Source organism: Occallatibacter sp. (assembly GCF_049510455.1).
GTDB lineage: Bacteria > Acidobacteriota > Terriglobia > Terriglobales > Acidobacteriaceae > Telmatobacter.
The window spans coordinates 23,238-41,833 of the sequence record NZ_JBEKYX010000009.1 but is presented as its reverse complement, the minus strand read 5'-3'; the positions used below and the strand labels follow the sequence as shown (position 1 = coordinate 41,833).

Annotated in this window: 16 protein-coding genes; 10 read left to right on the top strand and 6 right to left on the bottom strand. The window is 57.3% G+C overall.

Annotation, left to right across the window (positions count from 1 at the left end):
• Nucleotides 1-60 precede the first annotated feature (60 nt).
• Nucleotides 61-681, top strand: a complete 621-nt coding sequence (locus ABSG47_RS03065; protein ID WP_424166226.1) for a hypothetical protein — start codon at nucleotides 61-63, stop codon at nucleotides 679-681.
• Between the two features lie 147 nt (nucleotides 682-828).
• On the opposite strand, the gene pyrF is transcribed toward ABSG47_RS03065, so the two are convergent.
• Nucleotides 829-1,593: an orotidine-5'-phosphate decarboxylase gene (pyrF, locus tag ABSG47_RS03060; protein ID WP_424166223.1), complete on the bottom strand. Its 765-nt coding sequence runs from the start codon at nucleotides 1,591-1,593 to the stop codon at nucleotides 829-831.
• A 152-nt stretch (nucleotides 1,594-1,745) separates the two neighbouring features.
• Here pyrF and ABSG47_RS03055 point away from each other — a divergent pair, with 152 nt between their 5' ends.
• From ABSG47_RS03055 to ABSG47_RS03045, 3 genes are all read left to right on the top strand, one after another.
• Nucleotides 1,746-2,978 carry a tetratricopeptide repeat protein gene (locus tag ABSG47_RS03055; RefSeq protein WP_424166219.1) on the top strand — a complete coding sequence of 411 codons (1,233 nt, stop codon included), beginning with the start codon at nucleotides 1,746-1,748 and terminating at the stop codon, nucleotides 2,976-2,978.
• A 65-nt stretch (nucleotides 2,979-3,043) separates the two neighbouring features.
• The gene (locus ABSG47_RS03050) at nucleotides 3,044-3,379 is read left to right on the top strand and encodes a PspC domain-containing protein (protein ID WP_424166217.1); all 336 of its coding nucleotides are present in this window, start codon (nucleotides 3,044-3,046) and stop codon (nucleotides 3,377-3,379) included.
• A complete protein-coding gene (locus ABSG47_RS03045) occupies nucleotides 3,376-4,212 on the top strand; it encodes an alpha/beta fold hydrolase (RefSeq protein ID WP_424166215.1) in 837 nt (278 codons plus the stop codon). Before ABSG47_RS03050 ends, ABSG47_RS03045 begins: the two co-directional genes overlap by 4 nt.
• A gap of 105 nt (nucleotides 4,213-4,317) precedes the next feature.
• Here the strand turns inward: ABSG47_RS03045 and ABSG47_RS03040 are convergent, their stop codons facing one another.
• A complete protein-coding gene (locus ABSG47_RS03040; RefSeq protein ID WP_424166213.1) occupies nucleotides 4,318-5,139 on the bottom strand; it encodes a TIGR03435 family protein in 822 nt (273 codons plus the stop codon).
• 253 nt (nucleotides 5,140-5,392) lie between these two features.
• On the opposite strand from ABSG47_RS03040, the gene lysA reads away from it, so the two are divergent.
• Complete coding sequence (gene lysA, locus ABSG47_RS03035; RefSeq protein WP_424166210.1) at nucleotides 5,393-6,688, top strand: diaminopimelate decarboxylase; 1,296 nt, start codon at nucleotides 5,393-5,395, stop codon at nucleotides 6,686-6,688.
• A gap of 15 nt (nucleotides 6,689-6,703) precedes the next feature.
• On the opposite strand, the gene ABSG47_RS03030 is transcribed toward lysA, so the two are convergent.
• Complete coding sequence (locus tag ABSG47_RS03030; protein WP_424166208.1) at nucleotides 6,704-7,177, bottom strand: lysozyme inhibitor LprI family protein; 474 nt, start codon at nucleotides 7,175-7,177, stop codon at nucleotides 6,704-6,706.
• 115 nt (nucleotides 7,178-7,292) lie between these two features.
• On the opposite strand from ABSG47_RS03030, the gene ABSG47_RS03025 reads away from it, so the two are divergent.
• Nucleotides 7,293-8,861: a carboxylesterase/lipase family protein gene (locus ABSG47_RS03025; RefSeq protein ID WP_424166206.1), complete on the top strand. Its 1,569-nt coding sequence runs from the start codon at nucleotides 7,293-7,295 to the stop codon at nucleotides 8,859-8,861.
• 357 nt (nucleotides 8,862-9,218) lie between these two features.
• On the opposite strand, the gene ABSG47_RS03020 is transcribed toward ABSG47_RS03025, so the two are convergent.
• Both ABSG47_RS03020 and ABSG47_RS03015 read right to left on the bottom strand, forming a co-directional pair.
• The gene (locus ABSG47_RS03020; protein WP_424166203.1) at nucleotides 9,219-9,701 is read right to left on the bottom strand and encodes a peptidoglycan-binding protein; all 483 of its coding nucleotides are present in this window, start codon (nucleotides 9,699-9,701) and stop codon (nucleotides 9,219-9,221) included.
• 173 nt (nucleotides 9,702-9,874) lie between these two features.
• Nucleotides 9,875-11,524, bottom strand: coding sequence for a trypsin-like peptidase domain-containing protein (locus ABSG47_RS03015; RefSeq protein ID WP_424166201.1), 1,650 nt, complete (start codon nucleotides 11,522-11,524; stop codon nucleotides 9,875-9,877).
• Between the two features lie 785 nt (nucleotides 11,525-12,309).
• Here ABSG47_RS03015 and ABSG47_RS03010 point away from each other — a divergent pair.
• From ABSG47_RS03010 to ABSG47_RS02995, 4 genes are all read left to right on the top strand, one after another.
• Entirely contained in the window at nucleotides 12,310-13,833 is a 1,524-nt protein-coding gene (locus ABSG47_RS03010) for a M20/M25/M40 family metallo-hydrolase (protein ID WP_424166199.1), read from the top strand.
• Nucleotides 13,834-14,137: 304 nt separating this feature from the next.
• Complete coding sequence (locus tag ABSG47_RS03005) at nucleotides 14,138-15,655, top strand: GGDEF domain-containing protein (protein WP_424166197.1); 1,518 nt, start codon at nucleotides 14,138-14,140, stop codon at nucleotides 15,653-15,655.
• A gap of 58 nt (nucleotides 15,656-15,713) precedes the next feature.
• Nucleotides 15,714-16,727, top strand: a complete 1,014-nt coding sequence (gene lpxD, locus ABSG47_RS03000) for a UDP-3-O-(3-hydroxymyristoyl)glucosamine N-acyltransferase (RefSeq protein ID WP_424166195.1) — start codon at nucleotides 15,714-15,716, stop codon at nucleotides 16,725-16,727.
• Nucleotides 16,724-17,077: a hypothetical protein gene (locus ABSG47_RS02995; RefSeq protein WP_424166192.1), complete on the top strand. Its 354-nt coding sequence runs from the start codon at nucleotides 16,724-16,726 to the stop codon at nucleotides 17,075-17,077. Before lpxD ends, ABSG47_RS02995 begins: the two co-directional genes overlap by 4 nt.
• Nucleotides 17,078-17,103: 26 nt before the next feature.
• On the opposite strand, the gene ABSG47_RS02990 is transcribed toward ABSG47_RS02995, so the two are convergent.
• The gene (locus ABSG47_RS02990) at nucleotides 17,104-18,528 is read right to left on the bottom strand and encodes a D-arabinono-1,4-lactone oxidase (protein WP_424166189.1); all 1,425 of its coding nucleotides are present in this window, start codon (nucleotides 18,526-18,528) and stop codon (nucleotides 17,104-17,106) included.
• Between the last annotated feature and the right edge of the window lie 68 nt (nucleotides 18,529-18,596).

Genomic DNA, 18,596 nt, shown 5'->3' with positions numbered 1-18,596 from the left:
TCATTGAGAAATAACGGGCACGCCCGGTTTTGCATCTTAGCTTGCAGGGAGATTTTCTCTATGCAAGCTAAATATATTCTTGGATTGGCAGCATGCGGCGCAATGCTCATCGCAGCGGGATGCCGCCATACGAATATCGTAGACAAGAGCGCGTTCAAATCGGCAATCAACGACTATTACCAGGCGCGGCAGGTGTGCTTGTGGTCGAGCCCGATCAAGTTCCCCGCACAGGCTGACACATCGAATGACGATCAGACCAAGGGCTTCGATGCACTCACCGATGCGGGACTTCTGGTACGTAAGTCAGCGGAGAAAAAGCGCTTCCTCATCGGCTCCAAGCAGGTCAACGATTACGATCTCTCCGACAAGGGCCGCACCACCTGGATGGCAGATCAGACGCAGCCGGGATACGGCAACTTCTGCTTAGGGCACCGAGAAGTGACCACTGTCGATAGCTTCACTCCCGCGGACAATCCCGATGCTACGCAGTTCACCGTGAATTATCACTATGATGTGGCAAGCGTGCCGGACTGGGCTAATTCGACAGAGATGAAGACAGCGTTTCCCAAGATCGCAACCGAAAACTCAGGCCAACAGTCTTCCGCTGCTACGCTTGTGAAGACGAATAGCGGTTGGCAAGTGACCAGCGCACAACCTGCAAGCGACAATACGACAGATTAAGAAGTGTTCTCGCTGCCCTTCGGAGGATTGCTTCCGAAGTTGCTGTGCGAACCCAGTGCGGTTTCACAATGAAATAAGCAACGTTGTGCGTTGAGGCGGTTCGATACCAGCAAGCTTCAGTAAACCGGACAAAAATCCGCTCCAGCCTCAAGCCACCTCAGCCATCTCTTCCAGAATCGCCTCTGCCGCCTGAGCCGGATTAGCAGCCTGCGTAATCGGCCGGCCCACCACAAGGTAGCTTGCTCCCTGCAGCAGCGCCTCGGCGGGCGTAGCAATTCGTTTCTGGTCTCCAGCCGCTCCGTTCGCGGGACGAATTCCAGGCGTCACCAGCACACCCTCCGGCCCAGTGATCTGCCGCAGCGCAGCCACCTCCAGCGGCGAGCACACAAATCCGCAAATCCCCGCACCCAGCCCCATCTTGGCCAGCAGTTCCACCTGGTGCGCCGATGACCGGTGTACCCCAATGGCTTTCAGTTGCGAATCATCCATGCTCGTCAGCACCGTCACCGCCAGCAGCACCGGCGGATTTGCTACCCCCGCCAGCGCATCCTGCGCGGCAGCCAGCATAGCCGGGCCTCCGGCGGCATGAACCGTCAGCAGCTTCACACCGAGCGCAGCAGCCGACCGCACCGCCCCCGCTACCGTATTCGGAATGTCGTGCAGCTTGAGATCGAGAAAGACCTGATGGCCCTGCTTCAGCAGCGGCTCAATGACCGCCGGCCCCGCGGCCACAAAAAGCTCCAGCCCCACCTTGAACCAGGCGCATCTTCCGTCCAGCCGGTCCACCATCGCCTGTGCGGAGGCGGCATCCGGCGCATCCAGTGCCACAATGAGCCGCTGACGGGCTCGCTCGCGCGCCTCATCCTGAGGGGCCGCATGGTGCAGATAGGAATGAACTCCAGGAACAGCCATATCTCTATCGTAGGACAGCTTGAAAATAAATTTGTAATCTACAGGAAAAAATGCCGGTTATATTGCGGTTTCTGCCACGCGCGCGGAATTCACCCTCCGCGCCGCTGCCCCATAAAATTAAACAAGTGCAGTATAAGGAGAGTCACTCAGGCATGAAGGCATCGCGGTTCGTTATAGCTCTTGTGGTCCTCCTCGCTTTATGGAACGCAACTCAGCCTCCCCACGCCGTTGCCAGCCCCATTGCCTCGGCGGCGCATACGAATCCACTCAACCTCGACCCCCTGGTGAAAGAGGCTTTTGAGCATTTCTACCTGCTGGACTATCCCGGCGCCGTCTCTCGCTTTGAGCATTTTCACGATCTGCACCCCGGCGACCCCCAGGCCGCGGCCCTGCTGCTTGACGCAGTGGTCTTTCAGGAGCTTTACCGCCAGGATCTTTTGGACACAACCTTCTACGCCAACGATGGCTTTCTCTCCGGCAAGCACGCCGGCAACGAAGACCCCAAAATCCGCGACCGCATCTTCTCGCTCTCCGATGAAGCAGTACATGAAGCCGACTGGCGCATCCAGCAGAACCCAAATGACATAGATGCTCTCTTTGCGCGCGGCTGGGCGCGCGCCCTGCGCGTCGCTTACATGGGCATGGTCGAACGGGCTTACAGCGCAGGCTTTAAGCTGGCCACAAAAGCCAGAGAAGACCATCAGAAGGTGCTGCAACTCGACCCGAACTACGCTGATGCCAACCTCGTCGCAGGCGTCTATGAATACGTAGTCGGCGCGCTCCCGTTTCCCTTCAAGATTTTGATAGGCTTCGCCGGCATCACCGGATCAAAGTCCAAGGGCCTCGCCATGCTGCACGATGCGGGCGAGCACGGCACCATTACCAGCGTGGAGTCGCGCACCGTCATTGGACTGTTTCTACGCCGCGAATCCAAATACCAGGAAGCAATTCAGGTGGTCCGCGCCTTGAAGGCGCAGTACCCGCGCGATTTTCTTTTCTGCCTGGAAGAGGCAAATCTCCGCAAGGATGCCGGCGAAGGCATGGCCGCGGTAGATGCCTATCGCGAGCTTCTCGCCAGTGCGCAAAAGCCTGGCTACTTTGCCTCAGCACGGCTGGAACTGGCATATTTTGGGCTCGGCGATGCCCTCCGTGGCCAGCGCCAGTACAAGGATGCGGCAGACGCCTATGAAAAAGCAGCCTCCACGCCCGGCGTTTCGCCAGAACTCAAAATTCGCACGCTGCTGGCCGCCGGACAATGCCACGATCTGCTCAACGAGCGGCAGCTTGCCACACACGACTACCAGATGGCGATCGATGCGGGCCCTGAGACCACCCGTGCCGATACAGCGCGAAAATATCTGCGGTCTCCGTACCACGGAAACTGAAGGTCGCATGGAACCGAGCGCTCTGTTCCAACGTATGCTTGAGTGGACTTCAGAGGAGGCAACAAGTGGCTGTTTTCTGCACACGCTGCGGCACAGGACTTCCTGCGGGAGCGCGATTCTGCTCAAGCTGCGGCGCAACCATATCAGCCCCCTACGCGGCTGCGCGCCCGCTGGTGCGCCCGCTCGTTGGGCGGCAGATTGCCGGAGTTTGCATCGGCTTGTCGCAGGCGTATGGCTGGGATTTGAGTGTCATCCGCGTCCTTTCCGTCCTCGGCCTCATCTTTTCAGGTGGAGTGGTTGCCGTCGCCTACATTGCATGCTGGGTGGGCATTCCGGAGGAGTCTGTTGTAATGCCCAGCCCCATGCCCGGCCCGTATACGACACCCCCGCCAAGCGCATGAAGGCTGAATACAGTTCCGGCACTGCACACCTAAGCTACTGGATCCTTGGAACAGGAATTCCGGTCATTTTCCTGCACCCCACGCCACTCGATCATGATTACTGGCGTCCGCTCATCGAGCGGCTTTCGGGCATACAAGCGATTGTGCCTGACCTGCGCGGGCATGGCGCTTCCGAACTGGGTACGGATTTGCCGAAGGGGGCCTTCTCGCTCGCACCGGATGCGCCGGTGCTCTCCATGGCGCAATACGCAAGCGACATCGTGACGCTTCTCGATCATCTCCACTTTGATCGCGCTGTTTTCGCCGGCTGCTCCATTGGCGGATACGTGCTACTCGAGCTTTGGCGACAGATTCCACAACGAATACAGGCTCTAGCCTTCATCTGTTCCAAGCCGCAGCCGGACACACCGCAAGGCCAGCAAAAACGCGCAGAAAACATCGCCCGCGCCCGAACAGAAGGTGTCGCCGGAATCTTTGAAGACATGGCGCAATCACTGGTAGGAAAAACCGCACAGGTGAAACACCCACAAAGAGTGGCCGAAGTTCGCTCGCGAATGACACTAAACGTAGATGCCTTAGTAGCCGTGCAGGCAGGATTGGCTACACGCCCTGATTCCCTTCCCACAGTCGCAACCATTTCCGTTCCAATGCTGGCAATTGCCGGCGGTGAAGATGGAGCCGTAACCGCAGCAGAGATGAAAGCATTCAAGTCTGCGCCAGGCGGATGCGATTTTCATTTGCTCGCCGATGCAGGACACTTTGCCGCGTATGAACAGCCGGAGCGAGTCGCAGAGATCTTCTCAGCATGGGTCCATCAGAGCAATCCAGCTTAAAAGCGCAACGTTGCTAGCGGGTCAGTTTGAGTCCGTAGTACCAAATGGCCAAAGCTACAGCTCTGTGATTTATGAAACCAACAGCCACAGACCTGCCGCGTCCCATCAGTTCGCTCCTGGCTTCTCCACCTTATCGATCACCAAAGCATCCGCTGGCGCCTTCACACGTTCCAATTTCAGCCCGATTTGTTCCTGGATGGCCGTAAACAACCCCGGCGGCGCATCTGGTTCTGCTGTCTGCGCATCGCCATCGTCCACCGTCCACTGCAGCTTGAAATCGTAACGTCCTTTGAGTCCGGTCTGATCGACCACAGGCCGGTCAACATGAAATTGCAGGATGAGCGCCAAATCCGCCATGGAAGTATTCTTGAGCGATTCCACGTGGCGACCATCTGTGCCGCCATTCTGCTGTTGTAACCATCCGTTCGGGTCGCTTGTGTTGGCAATCATCTTTGGGCCGCCCTTGGCTACCGTCAGCGCGAACACCGGCAACTCCCTCTGTTCGTGGTGTAGCTCTAAACCGAATCTCTCTGCAAGAATCTTCTGAATCATCCCCTGCAACTGCTTCCAACTCGGTTGACTGTCCATGTTCGAAACGCCGTCCACATTCCAACGCGTAGTCTTTACCCACTCCGGCTCTCCCACAAGCTGGCTCTTCTGCACGCCATAACCGAGCAGTAAAAACTCCTCCACCGTAGTATCCGCCAGCAATACGTGTCGCCCTTGCAAGTGAATATGCTGCCTCCCCATGCCGCTCGGATCGCTCGCTTTCACCGTAGCAACTTCCCAGTCTGGGTCTGCGTCCCCCGCCATCGCCTTTGCCAGCACAGATTTCCCTGCATCCTGCCCCTGCGCTATGCATCCTCCTGTCCCGCCAAGCGCCAGCACCGTCACCACCGCAGCAGCGCATTCTCGAACTCGAACCAAAGGTTTTCTCATACTCAGCAATACGCAACTTGTATCAACGAGGTTGCAGGAATGAAGCATTTTTAATTTGGTGTAAGGGCTCGCAGCTGATTACCGCGTTGCTTCACGCCGGGTGCCGGGCGCCGGGTGCCCCTGGTCTCGATTTTAAGACCAGGGATACCCAAAAGCCCCCCTCAACTTCGCAACTGAAAACCACCCATCTTCAGCTCAATGCGATACGCTCAAGTAAGAAATCTCTCCCAGGAAGTTACCGTTGACAGCACTCACACCCACTGATCGCACCCCTTCCGCACGTCCCTTTTCACATCCGCGGCCCAATGCTGCATTGCACTGCGGAGCAGTTTCACTGGAGACACTGGCAAAAAAATTCGGCACTCCGCTCTATGTTTATTCTGCCGGCCAGATCGTCGAGCGCCTGCAAATGTTTCAGTCAGCATTCGCAGAACGCGAACACCTCGTCTGCTACGCCGTAAAGGCCAACTCAGCCCTCGCAATCCTCAAGCTGCTGGCAGAGCACGGCGCAGGCTTTGACATCGTCTCCGGCGGCGAACTGCAGCGCGTGCTCGCCGCAGCCCCTCACGCCGCAGGCCGCGTAGTCTTCTCCGGCGTGGGCAAATCAGCCGCCGAAATCGACCTTGCGCTGAACTCCGAAATTCTCTCCTTCAACGTGGAAAGCGAAGCCGAACTCGACCTCCTCGCAGCCCGCGCACGAAAGCTCCGCAAAAAAGCCCGCTTCTCAATCCGCGTCAACCCAGACGTCTTCGCCGAAACACACCCATACATCTCCACCGGCCTGCATGAGCACAAGTTCGGCGTGTCCATGAAGACCGCATTCGCAATGTACAAGCGCGTCGCCCAAAACCGCTGGCTGGATCCGCACGGAATCAGCGTACACATCGGCTCACAGATTGCCTCCGCAGCCCCATTCGGCGCAGCCCTCGACCGCGTCCACACGCTCGTGCGCCAACTCGAACGCGCAGGCATCGCAATCCACACCATCGACGCCGGCGGCGGCCTCGGCATCGACTATCACGCACGCGCATTCGACCCCAAAAAGCGCGTGCAGTCTTACGCAAGAGCCATCAACACAGCTCTCCACGGCTTCAACGGCCGTCTCCTCATCGAACCCGGACGCTTTCTAGTTGCGCAAGCCGGCGCGCTGCTCACGCGCGTCGTAAACGTAAAGCGCAACGGCAAAAAGACCTTCGTGATCACCGACGCCGCAATGAATGACCTCATCCGCCCCGCGCTCTATCAGGCATATCACGAGATCGTCCCGGTAAAGCCACGAGCAGGCAAGCCACGCACCGTAGACGTCGTCGGCCCAGTCTGCGAGACAGGCGACTTCTTCGCACGCGACCGTGCGCTCGGCCCCATACAGCCCGGCGATCTGCTCGCATTGCTCGACGCAGGCGCATACGGCATGGCACAAAGCTCAAATTACAACACCCGCCCGCGCCCAGCCGAAGTGCTCGTAGAAGGAAGCAAAGCCCGCCTGATTCGCCGGAGGGAAACCATAGCGGATCTGCTGGCCACGGAGATAGTTTGAGACAATCTCTCTGCCCTATTGGTCAGGACTGCGGTTTGGAAACTGCGAGAGATTATAAATTCCACTGAGCTGTTGCAAGTAGGCTCGGTTAATATCCCATCGGCACTCCACCGACATTGGCCCATCGCTTGTTCCCTGACCTCTCGCAAAGGGCAGCACACATATACTTTCGCGGTAAGCACGCCAGTTTTTGTCGGTTTGGTTCAGTGCATCCAGTTCCTTTTGTGAGCCCGTTACGCCGCGCAGGTTCTCTACGAATGCGTCAACATGCTTCTCGATTTCCGTGAGATCTATACTCATGCACTGTATGTATGGCGCAGTCGAATAATCCTCGGAGCAAGGCTTCTTCGACCTAGAAAAGACAGCTTTGTATTCGAGATTTGCCGCAGCGCCATGCTTTACAGCATTGGATTCATCTGGCTGCGAATATACGCTCTCAGTGCAAGCCGCAAGACAGCAAGCAGCTACTATGCTCAGGTGGAATTTCACAGATGCTCCCACGCATATTCCTTAGCAACGACGCCATTATAAGCTGTTTGCAATTCCATATAGGAACACCAATTTCCAGCCCCAACCTGTTACCGTGTTGCGGGAGGATTTTTCAATGCATTTTGGTTCTCGAATGCTGCGCGCCTCAGCGGCTGCGGCGTTTCTGGCTCTCGCTTCCCTTGCCCATGCTGACTCACTCACCATTAAAACCGAGCAGGGCAAGGCTCACGGCAAGACAATCAACGACGGCAAGGTAAACGCGTGGCTGGGACTTCCCTACGCGGCTCCGCCTGTCAACGATCTACGCTGGAAGGCTCCCCAGCCGGCCGCAAAATGGCCCGGCGAGCGCGACGCCACAAAGTATGGCGCCCACTGCGCGCAGAATCATGTCTTCGATGACATGGTATTTCAGGATGACAGCCCCCTCGGCAGCGAAGATTGTCTCTATCTCAATGTCTATACGCCTGCAAACGCAACAGCCAAGAGCAAGCTCCCGGTCATGTTCTGGATTCACGGCGGCGGCTTCTCCGGCGGCGGAAGCAACGAGCCACGGCACAACGGCGATTTCCTCCCGCTCAAAGGCGTCCTGCTCATCACCATCAACTACCGGCTCGGCGTCTTCGGCTTCCTGGCATCTTCTGATCTTGCGAAAGAGACAAGCGGCACCGCCGGCAACTACGGCCTGATGGACATGATTGCCGCCCTTCGCTGGACCAAGGCCAACATCAAGGAGTTCGGCGGCGATCCCGACAACGTGACGATCTTTGGCGAGAGCGCAGGATCGTTTGCAGTAAGCACACTCATGGTCGCTCCGCCGGCAAAAGGACTCTTTCAGAAGGCCATCGGCGAGAGTGGAGCGGCCCTCGGCACAGGAGCCCTGACCTACGAACCGCTCAACGTACGAGCAGCGAAGGACGACAAGTGGGTTGCAACGCTCAACGTCAGTTCTCTGGCCGATCTGCGCGCTCTGCCAACGGCGACAATTCTTGCAGCCGCCAAGCCCGGCGTAAACTTCCCTCCGAATATCGATGGAAAAGTAGTCGTCGAGCCCATTGCTGAAACCTACGCAATCGGCAATCAGTTCCACGTGCCCCTACTCGCCGGATGGAACTCCGACGAAGGCAGCTTCGTCGCCATGCGCGGCACCACGCTGGAACAGTACAAGGGCTACGCAGCCAGCCTCTTCAAAGACAAAGCGCCCGATTTCCTCAAGCTCTATCCTGCTGACAACGATGCCCAGGCACTCCGCTCAGCCATCGATTACGGCAGCGATGCCTTCATCGCGCTCAGCACATGGCGTTGGCTTGAGGCTCATCGCAAGACCGGCCAATCGCCCGTCTATCGCTATCACTTTGAGCTGGCCGCGCTGCCCAGCAAATTCCATCCGGGAACCTACGCCTTCCACTCCGATGACATCGAATACGTCTTCGGCACGCTCGACACGCGCCCCGGCGAAACCGTTCGCCCGGAAGACCGCACTCTGAGCGATCAGATGATGACCTACTGGACCAACTTCGCCAAAACAGGCGACCCAAACGGTCCCGGCGTTCCCGCGTGGCCAAAGTACAACGACGCCAGCTTCCCGCTCATTCATCTCAACACCACCATCACCTCAGGACCGGATCAGCTTCGCGCCCGCTATGAGTTCCTTGAAGCCAATCCGCTGCCTCCAGCGTTTCGCTAAAAGCATCTATCGGAAACAACAAAGCCCTCGCTTGCGCGAGGGCTTTGTTGCTCGCGCCCTTTCGGCGCTGAGGCGCAATGGGTAGGCCGGGGATTTATCCCCGGCTGAGGCGCAATGGGTAGGCCGGAGATTTATCCCCGGCTGAGGCGCAATGGGTAGGCCGGGGATTTATCCCCGGCTGAGGCGCAATGGGTAGGCCGGGGATTTATCCCCGGCTGAGGCGCAATGGGTAGGCCGGGGATTTATCCCCGGCAATAAAACATGCAAATCGGTTGGGCCTTTAGGCCCGGAGGTATGCTTTTCCTCTCCAATATCCGCTTATTGCGTCAGCACCATAATGGCAGTCAAACGCAAAAATTACTGATGCACGCCAGACGCCGCCGTAAAGCCCGCAGTCTGCGCCGCGGGAATCGTGCTCACCGGAGGCGGAGCTGCAAAAGACGATCCTTTAGCGTTGATCGCATTCGAGTAGTCAGCCCCAAGGCCAAGCTTCTTCAACGCGCGGGAATCCGGCATCAGCTTGGTCTGCCAGCCCTGATCGGCCTGCAGCTTCTGCATGGCATTCACAGTCGTTGTGTCCCACTCGCCGTTCGCCGGGCCGGGGAGATAGTGCTCGCGAATCAGCGCCGTCTGAATCTCCGTCACGCGCTCTGGAGCAATCGCCTGCTGGCCATGCAGCTTGTGAGATTTCGCGGCAGCAGCCGTTGACTTCTGCCCGCTCTTCACGTGCGATGCGCTGCGCGCAGTTGATCCCGTGTGGTGTGAGCGAACTCCAACTGCATGCGTGATAGTCGCAAATGCCGTAAGAACTATGAGGCCCAGGTTGCGATAAAAATGCACCAAACAAATACCTCCGCTAAAACTGCCATAAAAACTTGCGGCGTATCAATCGGGGCAAGTGTACTGGAATCCCCCGCCAATGCGGCACAAAAGTTTTGCTGTCGAACCATCCTTGTATCAAAACAGGACAAGGCGCGGTGCAAAGAGCACAGCGCCTGAGTCTCCGGTCATCGTTATAAAGTTCCACCAATATAGTTGATTCCATCGTTCGGGTGGCGAGGGTCCATGACCTCGAAAACCACATCGTCGCCGGTTTTCAGTTTGCTGACCACCGCATTGAACTGATCGCGATTGCCCGTGGCTTGCCGGTTGATGCGGATAATCACCAATCCCTGCTCCATTTCGTGCAAGTCAGCAAACGACCCATTTGCTACAGACTGCACAATCACGCCGGGGTGATGCAGCTTGGCCACCGTATCGGCCGAGGCTTCGCGTACCACAATGCCCAGCTTGCTTTCGCCGGGGTTTGCGCTCTGATCCGGTTCAGGCCCCTCCGGCGCGGCAGCCTGCTCGGCAAACACCTTGTCGCGGTCGCCGATGGTCACAGTAGCATCGGCTTGCTTGCTATCGCCCTCGCGAATATAGCCCAGGCGCGCGCTTGAGCCAGGCCTGCGCGCGGCAATGTCGTTGACCAGATCGTCGCCATCCTTGATGGAGCGGCCATCAATGCTCACAATGATGTCGCCCGGCCGCAGCCCGGCCTTTTCCGCCGGCCCGCCTGGCTGCACGTACTGCACCAGCACTCCGCTCTTGAAGCCGTACATGCGGTTCACAGCGCCGGGGAGTCCCTGCTTGAAGCTGATGCCGATGGAGCCGCGCACCACCTTATGGCCGGGACTGATCAGGTCGTTATAAATGTCCACGATGGTGTTTGAAGGCATCGCGAATCCGATACCCTGGTACCCCGCGCTCTGCGTGTAAATCGCGGTATTCATACCAATCACTTCGCCAATCATATTCAGCAGCGGTCCGCCGGAGTTACCCGGATTGATCGCGGCATCCGTCTGGATGAAGTGCTGAAACTGGCCCTGCTGACCGGGCTCGATGGTGCGGTTCTTGGCGGAGATAATGCCCGCCGTAACTGTCTGTGCCAGCGCAAAAGGACTGCCGATCGCCTCAACCCAGTCACCCACCTGCGTATTATCGCTGTTGCCCAGCTTCACAGTCGGAAGAGGCGAGTTCGCATCGATTTTGATGACCGCTATATCGGTGGCTTTGTCCACGCCGATCACGCGCGCCGGACGTCCAAGGTCCTGGTTATCAGGATCGGTCGAAAGCTTGACGAAGATCTTATCGGCCTTCTCGATGACGTGGTTGTTGGTGATGATGTACCCTTTGGCATCGACAATGAAGCCCGAGCCTAATGACTCGCGCACCTGGCCATCATCCCCTTCGCCATCCTGCCCCTGTCCGCCAAAGAAATGATTGAAAAAGTCCTGGAAATTTCCCTGACCATCCTGACCTCCGCCCTGACCGCCATCCGGGCTGTCCTGGTCGTCCGGGTTCTGCGGATTGGGTGCCGTCCGGGCATGTGGAAGGCGATGCGGAGCGCGGCTGCTCGATTGCTTCGGGAGAGTCTGCGTGTTGATGTTCACCACAGCCGGCCCAACCTGCTTGGCAATTTTGACAAACTCATTCGGCGCTGCAACAGGCGAGTTGGACACCTTCAGCGGGGTCGCATCGGCGCTCGCGTTCTGCATCTCCTGCCCACTGACACCATGAGCCGCATAGGAGATACCAAGAATTGCAGCCGAAAGACCGGCCAACACCACAAATGCCGTTGCGAGACGGCGTGTGCGCAGCCGTTCAAGGAAAGATTTCATCAGTGTCAGAACCTCGTTCGATTGCCAGCCTGCGGCTGGGTCTGTCATTGCATCAGTATAGCCAGCATGCGCCTTTACTGTCCGGCACACCGCATGATCGACAGCATCTCAATTTGAATTGCTTTGTAACAGGGCACGACTTTACAGCTTGCGGAAAAACTCAAATCAGACCAGCTCTGTAACAGGGCACGAGTTTACTCGTGCCGAAAACAGCCAAAAAATGAAATTGGGCTTTAGCCCCTGAAGCAATTTCTTCAAACTGAGACACCACGGCACAATCATATAGACGTATCTGCGCTCCATCCGGTCGGACGCATTTCTTCAGAAGCATCTTGCCGCGCAATGGATGGGCCTGCCTTCGGCTCTTCCTGTCCCCATCTCACCAGATCATTACTTTCGTACAATGCCCTTTCGTAACCCCTGCTCCTTCAGAAACTTTGCATGCAATTAACCCCGTTTGTGCTTTACTCATAATCAGCAGAAGAAAAGCCACGGCCTGGACCTCCACTGGTTCGGGCTGTGGCCGTTTTAGGGAGGGGATGGTCCCCATCCCTGCACCGGAATCGGTGCAAAAGCCCCAAACGCGGCACAACCAGGCCCACAGTTTCGGAATGAAGATCGCATAAAGATTTGTATAAGAACTGCGCCGCCGCCTGCAACACGCTCAAACTAAATCACTTGGAAATAACTCCCGCACAGGATAACTTATGTATTCATGCCTCAATCGAAAATCCCCATCTCCCGCGCCATCGGCTGAATCCACTGCTGAATCCACTGGAGGTCACGTGCTAACATCCGGCATGATCTTCCAACTCAGGACACCTGCACTTGCAGTTGCCTCCGTGTGCGCTGCTGCCGCCTTGGCTTGCCTTCCGGCACAGGCCCAGCAGCAGCCATCTTCCGCCGCTCCAACCAGCATGATGGACCGCCTGAACGCTTCTTTAGGCACGGGCGGAAAAAGCGCATGGACACCTGAGCAGTTCGCCACAATGGAACGGCTGCGCGATGCGGCGATGAAAGACCCGTACGCTTACAACGAGCTGCACCATCTGACGGACAACATCGGCCCGCGCCTGAGCGGGTCTCCGCAGGCACAGCAGGCAGTGGAGTACGTAGCGGCAGAGATGCGAGCTTTAGGCGCCGAAGTAACGCTCGAAAAAGCGATGGTGCCTCACTGGGTTCGCGGGGAGGAAACCGCCCAGTTGGTAAGCTGGCCCGGCCAGACTCCCGGAACCACGCAGAAGGTAGTCTTAACCGCACTCGGCGGCAGCGTAGCAACACCTGCGGATGGAATTACCGCGGAAGTCGTAGTAGTCGAGAATTTCCAGCAGCTCCAGGCCCTGCCCGCCGGAGCGGTCAAGGGCAAGATCCTGCTCTTCAACCATCAGTTTGATAAAGAGCTTGCGGCGAACGGCGATGGTTTGACCGCCTACGGCAACGCAGTCGTGTATCGCGGAACAGGCCCCATCTTCGCGGCCACGGCTGGAGCCGTTGCTGTACTGGTGCGCTCGGTTGGCGGCGCTGATTTCCGCATTCCGCACACCGGCATGACGGACTACGCCCCTGGTACGCCAAAGATTCCCGCCGCCGCCGTCACAGCCGAGGATGCGGAGCTGCTGAAGAATCTGGCCGGCCAGGGACCGATCAAGCTTCACCTGACGCTCACGCCCCAGACCCTGCCGGATACGCCAAGCTTTAACGTCATCGCCGACTGGAAAGGAACCGAACATCCCGAGCAGGTAGTCATCGTCTCCGGTCATCTGGACTCCTGGGATCTGGGCACAGGCGCGATTGATGACGGAGCGGGAGTTGCAGTCTCCATGCAGGCCATTCATCTCCTCAAAGAGCTCGGAATTCACCCCAGGCGGACCGTCCGTTTCGTGGCCTGGATGAGTGAAGAAGAGGGATCGGAGGGCGCCGCCGCCTACATGGCGGAACACAAGGGAGAGTTCAGCAATCACATTGGAGCAATTGAGAGCGATCTGGGCGCCGATCATCCAACCGGCATTTACTATGCGGGCAAACCGGCGCTCGAAGCATATCTACGGCCGCTTTCAGTGATTCTCGAACCAATTGGAGCAGAAGTTCTGAAGGATTCGCAGGACACCGGTGAGGATATCAACGGATTTACCGAGAACGGCGTACCGAGCTTCGCGCCGATCCAGGATAGCCGGTTCTACTTCAATTACCACCACACACCTGCGGATACCTTTGACAAGATCGATTTTGTCCATCTGAACCAGAACGCGACCGTGATGACTGTACTGGCATACGCGCTGGCTGACTCGGCAGAACCTGCACCGAGGTAATTTCAGCACTCAACAGGTACCGTGTTGATTTCGTATAACAACGTCTTGCTATGGTCCCTTTCGGATGGGACCTGTTCGCGGATTGGCCTTCCATTATGCATGGATTCCGGCTATTCTGAATGTAAATACAGGACTTGAAAACCAGGAACATGGCGAGGTCGGCCACCAGGATCGTGACTCGAATCATCATGTTTGAATTTCGAAATCGAATAACCTGCAAGGTAGGTTGGACACATGCTCTTCCTTGGTTATTAACAAATGCTGCCAGGCGCAGCATATCTTGCTGCGGAGGCTGACAGCTTCAATGAAGGCATTCTCCCCCGCCGTGGATGCGGAACCAGCCAGACCTTCTGACTCTTCGCTCCTGGCGCGCACCCTTGAAATGGTGCGTCCAGACTCTTTTTCCCGCTTTGCCATTGTTCTGTTGCTCTACATTGGCGCCTCCTGGGGAGGTAATGCGCTCACGCGCACGCCCGCAGTGGCTGACCTGATTTGGCCTGCGAATGGAATGCTGCTCGCATTCCTGCTAACAACTTCCAGGCGCTATTGGTCCGTTTACCTGACTTCGAGCATCATCGTAAACATCGGTGTGCACATGGCATTCGGCTTTTCGCCAGGCCGCGCGATCCTGTTTACAATGGCCAACACGGTCGAGGTCATCATTGCAGTTTCTCTTCTGGCCACCAAAGACAACCGCAAGCCGGACCTGACCAATCTCCGCACCCTGACGCGATTTCTATTCTTCGGAGTGTTGCTTGCTCCGCTCGCTTCTACAGGCTTTTTGGAGATGGTTTTGGCTATATGGACCTATCCGAGGCATCCCGACCTGCTGGCGAACTGGTTCACCGGCGATGTGATGGGGATGGCTCTGATGGCGCCGTTATTTCTGGCCATCGATAAGGCAGAACTGGTATCGCTCTTCGTGCCTGGAAAGCGATGGGAGACCGCGGGTATTTTTGCTGCGATTTCGCTTGTCTCTACCCTCGTCTTCACGCAGACCGGCCTCCCAATCGATTTCCTTGTCATCCCTGTGCTTCTGGTGGCAGTCTTCCGACTGCGCGCTACTGGGGCGGCAATCTGCATCTTGCTTATGGCTGCGCCGGCGGTTTACATGACGGAACGGGCGCATGGAGCATTTATGCTCTCCGGAGCAACGCTCGACCAGCACGGATTTTTCATCCTGCAGCTCTTTCTCTGCGTCAATCTGGTCATCGTGTATGCCGTCAATGCCGCACTGGGCGTGCGCGACAAAATCCAGCAGGAGATAACGGCGGCGTTTCGCGAAGCGGACGCGCTGGCAACCCAGGATCATTCCACAGGTCTTGCCAACCGATTCAGTTTCGACCGCCAGCTTGCGATGGAATGGCAGAACGCGGCACTCCAGCAAAACAGCCTGGCATTGCTGCTCCTCGATATCGATCACTTCAAGCTCTACAACGACCATTACGGACACCTGGCCGGCGATGATTGCCTCCGGCGCATTGCATCCATTCTCGCCAGTGCGTCACTGCGAACCAGCGATCTGGTAGCCCGTTATGGAGGCGAAGAGTTCGCCATGATTCTGCCGCGCGTCTCTGCCCAAGGAGCCGTGACACTGGCCGAGCGTGTCCGGCAGCTTGTGGCCGACGCGCAGATTGCTCACATGCCCTACACGCCGGGAATCGTCACCGTAAGCATTGGTGTAGCCGCTATCGTCCCAGACACAGGGAAAGATGAGACTGATCTCATCCAATTCGCAGACAGGGCTCTTTATTCGGCCAAGCGCGCCGGACGCAACCGCGTGGAGACCTATCAGAACTGCTTTGAGATTGAGTACGATTAAACCCTCAAGCCGCGGCTGATCCTCATAATTTACTACCGGCCATTTACAATCGAGCACGATGCAATTAGGCGAACTGGCAAACCGGCTCGGAGCGGAACTGCGCGGCAATCCTCAGGTTGAGATCACGGGCGTGCGTGGAATCGAGGAAGCAGGCCCCTCGGAGATTACTTTTGTAGCCAACCCGCGCTATGCGGGACTGGCAAAGACGACGAGCGCGGCAGCGGTTCTCGTCGAACCGGAATTTCCAGAGGTTGCGACGCCAACGCTGCGGATCAAGAATCCCTACTATGCTTTTGCGCGAGCGTTGGGCTTCTTTTATCAGCCGCCTGCGTATCCGCCGGGGATTCACCCGACGGCTGTCATTGATCCAACGGCGGAAATCAGTGAGGGCACGCACATTGGGGCCTATGCCGTTATCGGAGCCGGTGTAAAGCTTGGACCGCATGCGACGCTGCTGCCGCATGTAGTGCTGTATCCGGCGGTGCGAGCCGGAAGCCATTTCTTCGCTCATGCTCATGCGGTGGTGCGCGAGGGATGCGTGCTTGGCGATCATGTGACGCTCGAAAACGGAGTGATCATCGGAGCGGACGGTTTCGGATTTGCCAAGAATGATCTGGGCCAGTGGGAAAAAATTCCGCAATCTGGACCTGTGCTGATCGGTGACCGGGTAGATGTGCAGGCGAACGCCTGCATTGACCGGGCAACGGTGGGCGCGACGGAGATCGGCACGGGAACGAAGGTAGATAACCTCGTCCAGGTGGGCCATGGGTCGAGGGTGGGTGAAGACACGATGTTGTGCGCACAGGCGGGACTAGCCGGATCGTCTGTCGTGGGTTCCAGAGCAATTCTGGCCGGACAAACAGGCGTGGCGGGCCATTGTGAGCTGGGCGACGGAGTGATTCTGACAGCGCAGTCGGGGGTTTCCCATGACGTTCCGGCGGGAAAGATGATTTCCGGTTCCCCGGCATTTGATAACCGGCTGTGGCTGCGAGCAGTTACTGTCTTTCAGCGGTTGCCGGAGTTGCTCAAGCGGCTGGACAGGCTGGAGAAAAAATTGGGAGAAAAGGCTTGAGAATTTATATAAAGACTTTGTTCGCAGCAACCTCTCTGCCATTCTTAATGTGCTTTGCGGGATGTCGGTCGCATCACGTTGAGATTACAGTAGAGAACCGAACGGGAGCGGAGATCCGGCTGCTGGAGGTGGATTACCCCAATGCGAGTTTTGGCGCGGATTCGGTGGCGGCAGGCCAGGTAGTGCATTCGAGCATCCAGGTGCAGGGATCAGGAGAGGTAAAAGTCGAGTACACGGCTCGTGACCGGCACCAGGCGCAGATTACAGGACCCGCGCTTGTAGAGAAGCAGGAAGGAAAGCTCGCAATTGTGCTTCTGCCCGCCGACAAGGCAGATTTTAGTTTTCGGTAAAAACGTGCAAGTTACCTTGGACAAGCTTAAAGAATCGACCGGCGCAAAAATTCATTCGTGAACTTTCCATCTGGATCGTAGGTCATGACAAGTTTACGGAAATCGCCTGAGCGGGCGTAAGCGCGTTGGAGCTGATCCTTCGGAATCGTGAAGACCTTGGCCCAGTGCGGACGCGGATCGAATGGAGCGAGTTTGGCTTCGATCTGAGGAAGCAGTTCCTGCACAGCGGCTTCTTCGGGTTTCCATGTGAAATGAATGGCCAGCGAGGGGCGCTGATACGCCATGCTGAGCCAGAGATCGTCGGCTGCGATGGTTCGAAGCTCGGTGACGAGAAGATGAGGCGTAATGCGGTCGCGCAGAGTCTCCACGGCACGGATGGCCTGATAGCCCTTCTCAAGCGGGACGAAGTATTCAGTCTGGATTTCATGTCCGACAGAGGGCGTGAAAGCTAGCTTGAAGTGCGGCAGCCGTTCATACCACGGGCCGATTGAGCCTCCCTGCTCAGTGCAGGAAGTGGCGTCCACTTCTCTGCCCACCGGATGCAGCTTTTTCTCTGCCAGAGTGGCCCCGTGAAACGTGGCTGGCATCGGCGGCTTTGTTCCTTGGGCTACTCGATACTTCAGCCACACCTGATCTGCCTTGTTGCCCTGCCAATGAGTGAATAGCGAGACGCTGTATGCGGCTCCCATGATGTCGGTGAGGTGCGATTCGAGCGTGTCGAAGGAAAGATTCTCGTAGAGAACCTGCGCCATTTCGAAGCGAGGCTGCACATTCACCGTGAGATGCGTGATGACGCCGAGTGCTCCCAGCGCCACGACTGCACCCGGAAAAATTGCGGGATCGTGGTCTCGTGAGAGCTTGTGCAGCTTGCCATCCGCGCCTACAAATTCAACCTCACGTACTGCCGTAGAGATATTGCCGTTGTGAATGCCTGAGCCGTGAGTTCCGGTGGAGATGCAACCGGCAAGCGAAATGTGCGGCAGCGAGGGAAGATTATGCAATGCCCAGCCCTGCTTGTCGATTTCAATAGCAAGGTCGCCGAGGCGAACGCCCGCGCCTGCGCGGACCATGTGTGCGGAAGCGTTAACCTCGATTGTTTTGAGGCCCAGCATGGAAATCTGCGCAGAGGTGGAATCCGCAATCGCGTTGAATGAGTGCCGGGTTCCCAAAGCGCGCAGGTGAGCCGTTGACGCGACGTCTTTGACCACTGCGGCAACATCTTCCGGCTGAAAGACGTGATCCGTGTGATAGCGCAGAGTGCTGCTCCAGTTCTCGCGCGGAACATTACTCATCTGCCCACCTGCCTGCGCATATACATGATTCTGCCCCAATGCGGAAACGGCGGCAGCGGCAGTGCCGAGCCGCAGAAAGCTTCGGCGGTCGAGCGGGGTGCAATCTTCGCCGGCTTGCTCTGCACGTTCGTTCTCGAACTCGTCACGCACATCGTCCATATTGCGCCTTTCCTGAAGCTTCAGTACGCATAACACCTGAATATGCTTGAGTGCGCCTGTAATACGCA

Coding starts and splice junctions, on each gene's coding strand:
- ABSG47_RS03005 (WP_424166197.1), top strand. CDS start 14,138: ATGAAGGCATTCTCCCCCGCCGTGGATGCGGAACCAGCCAGACCTTCT.
- pyrF (WP_424166223.1), bottom strand. CDS start 1,593: ATGGCTGTTCCTGGAGTTCATTCCTATCTGCACCATGCGGCCCCTCAG.
- ABSG47_RS02990 (WP_424166189.1), bottom strand. CDS start 18,528: ATGGACGATGTGCGTGACGAGTTCGAGAACGAACGTGCAGAGCAAGCC.
- ABSG47_RS03015 (WP_424166201.1), bottom strand. CDS start 11,524: ATGAAATCTTTCCTTGAACGGCTGCGCACACGCCGTCTCGCAACGGCA.
- ABSG47_RS03045 (WP_424166215.1), top strand. CDS start 3,376: ATGAAGGCTGAATACAGTTCCGGCACTGCACACCTAAGCTACTGGATC.
- lpxD (WP_424166195.1), top strand. CDS start 15,714: ATGCAATTAGGCGAACTGGCAAACCGGCTCGGAGCGGAACTGCGCGGC.
- ABSG47_RS03025 (WP_424166206.1), top strand. CDS start 7,293: ATGCATTTTGGTTCTCGAATGCTGCGCGCCTCAGCGGCTGCGGCGTTT.
- ABSG47_RS03065 (WP_424166226.1), top strand. CDS start 61: ATGCAAGCTAAATATATTCTTGGATTGGCAGCATGCGGCGCAATGCTC.
- ABSG47_RS03055 (WP_424166219.1), top strand. CDS start 1,746: ATGAAGGCATCGCGGTTCGTTATAGCTCTTGTGGTCCTCCTCGCTTTA.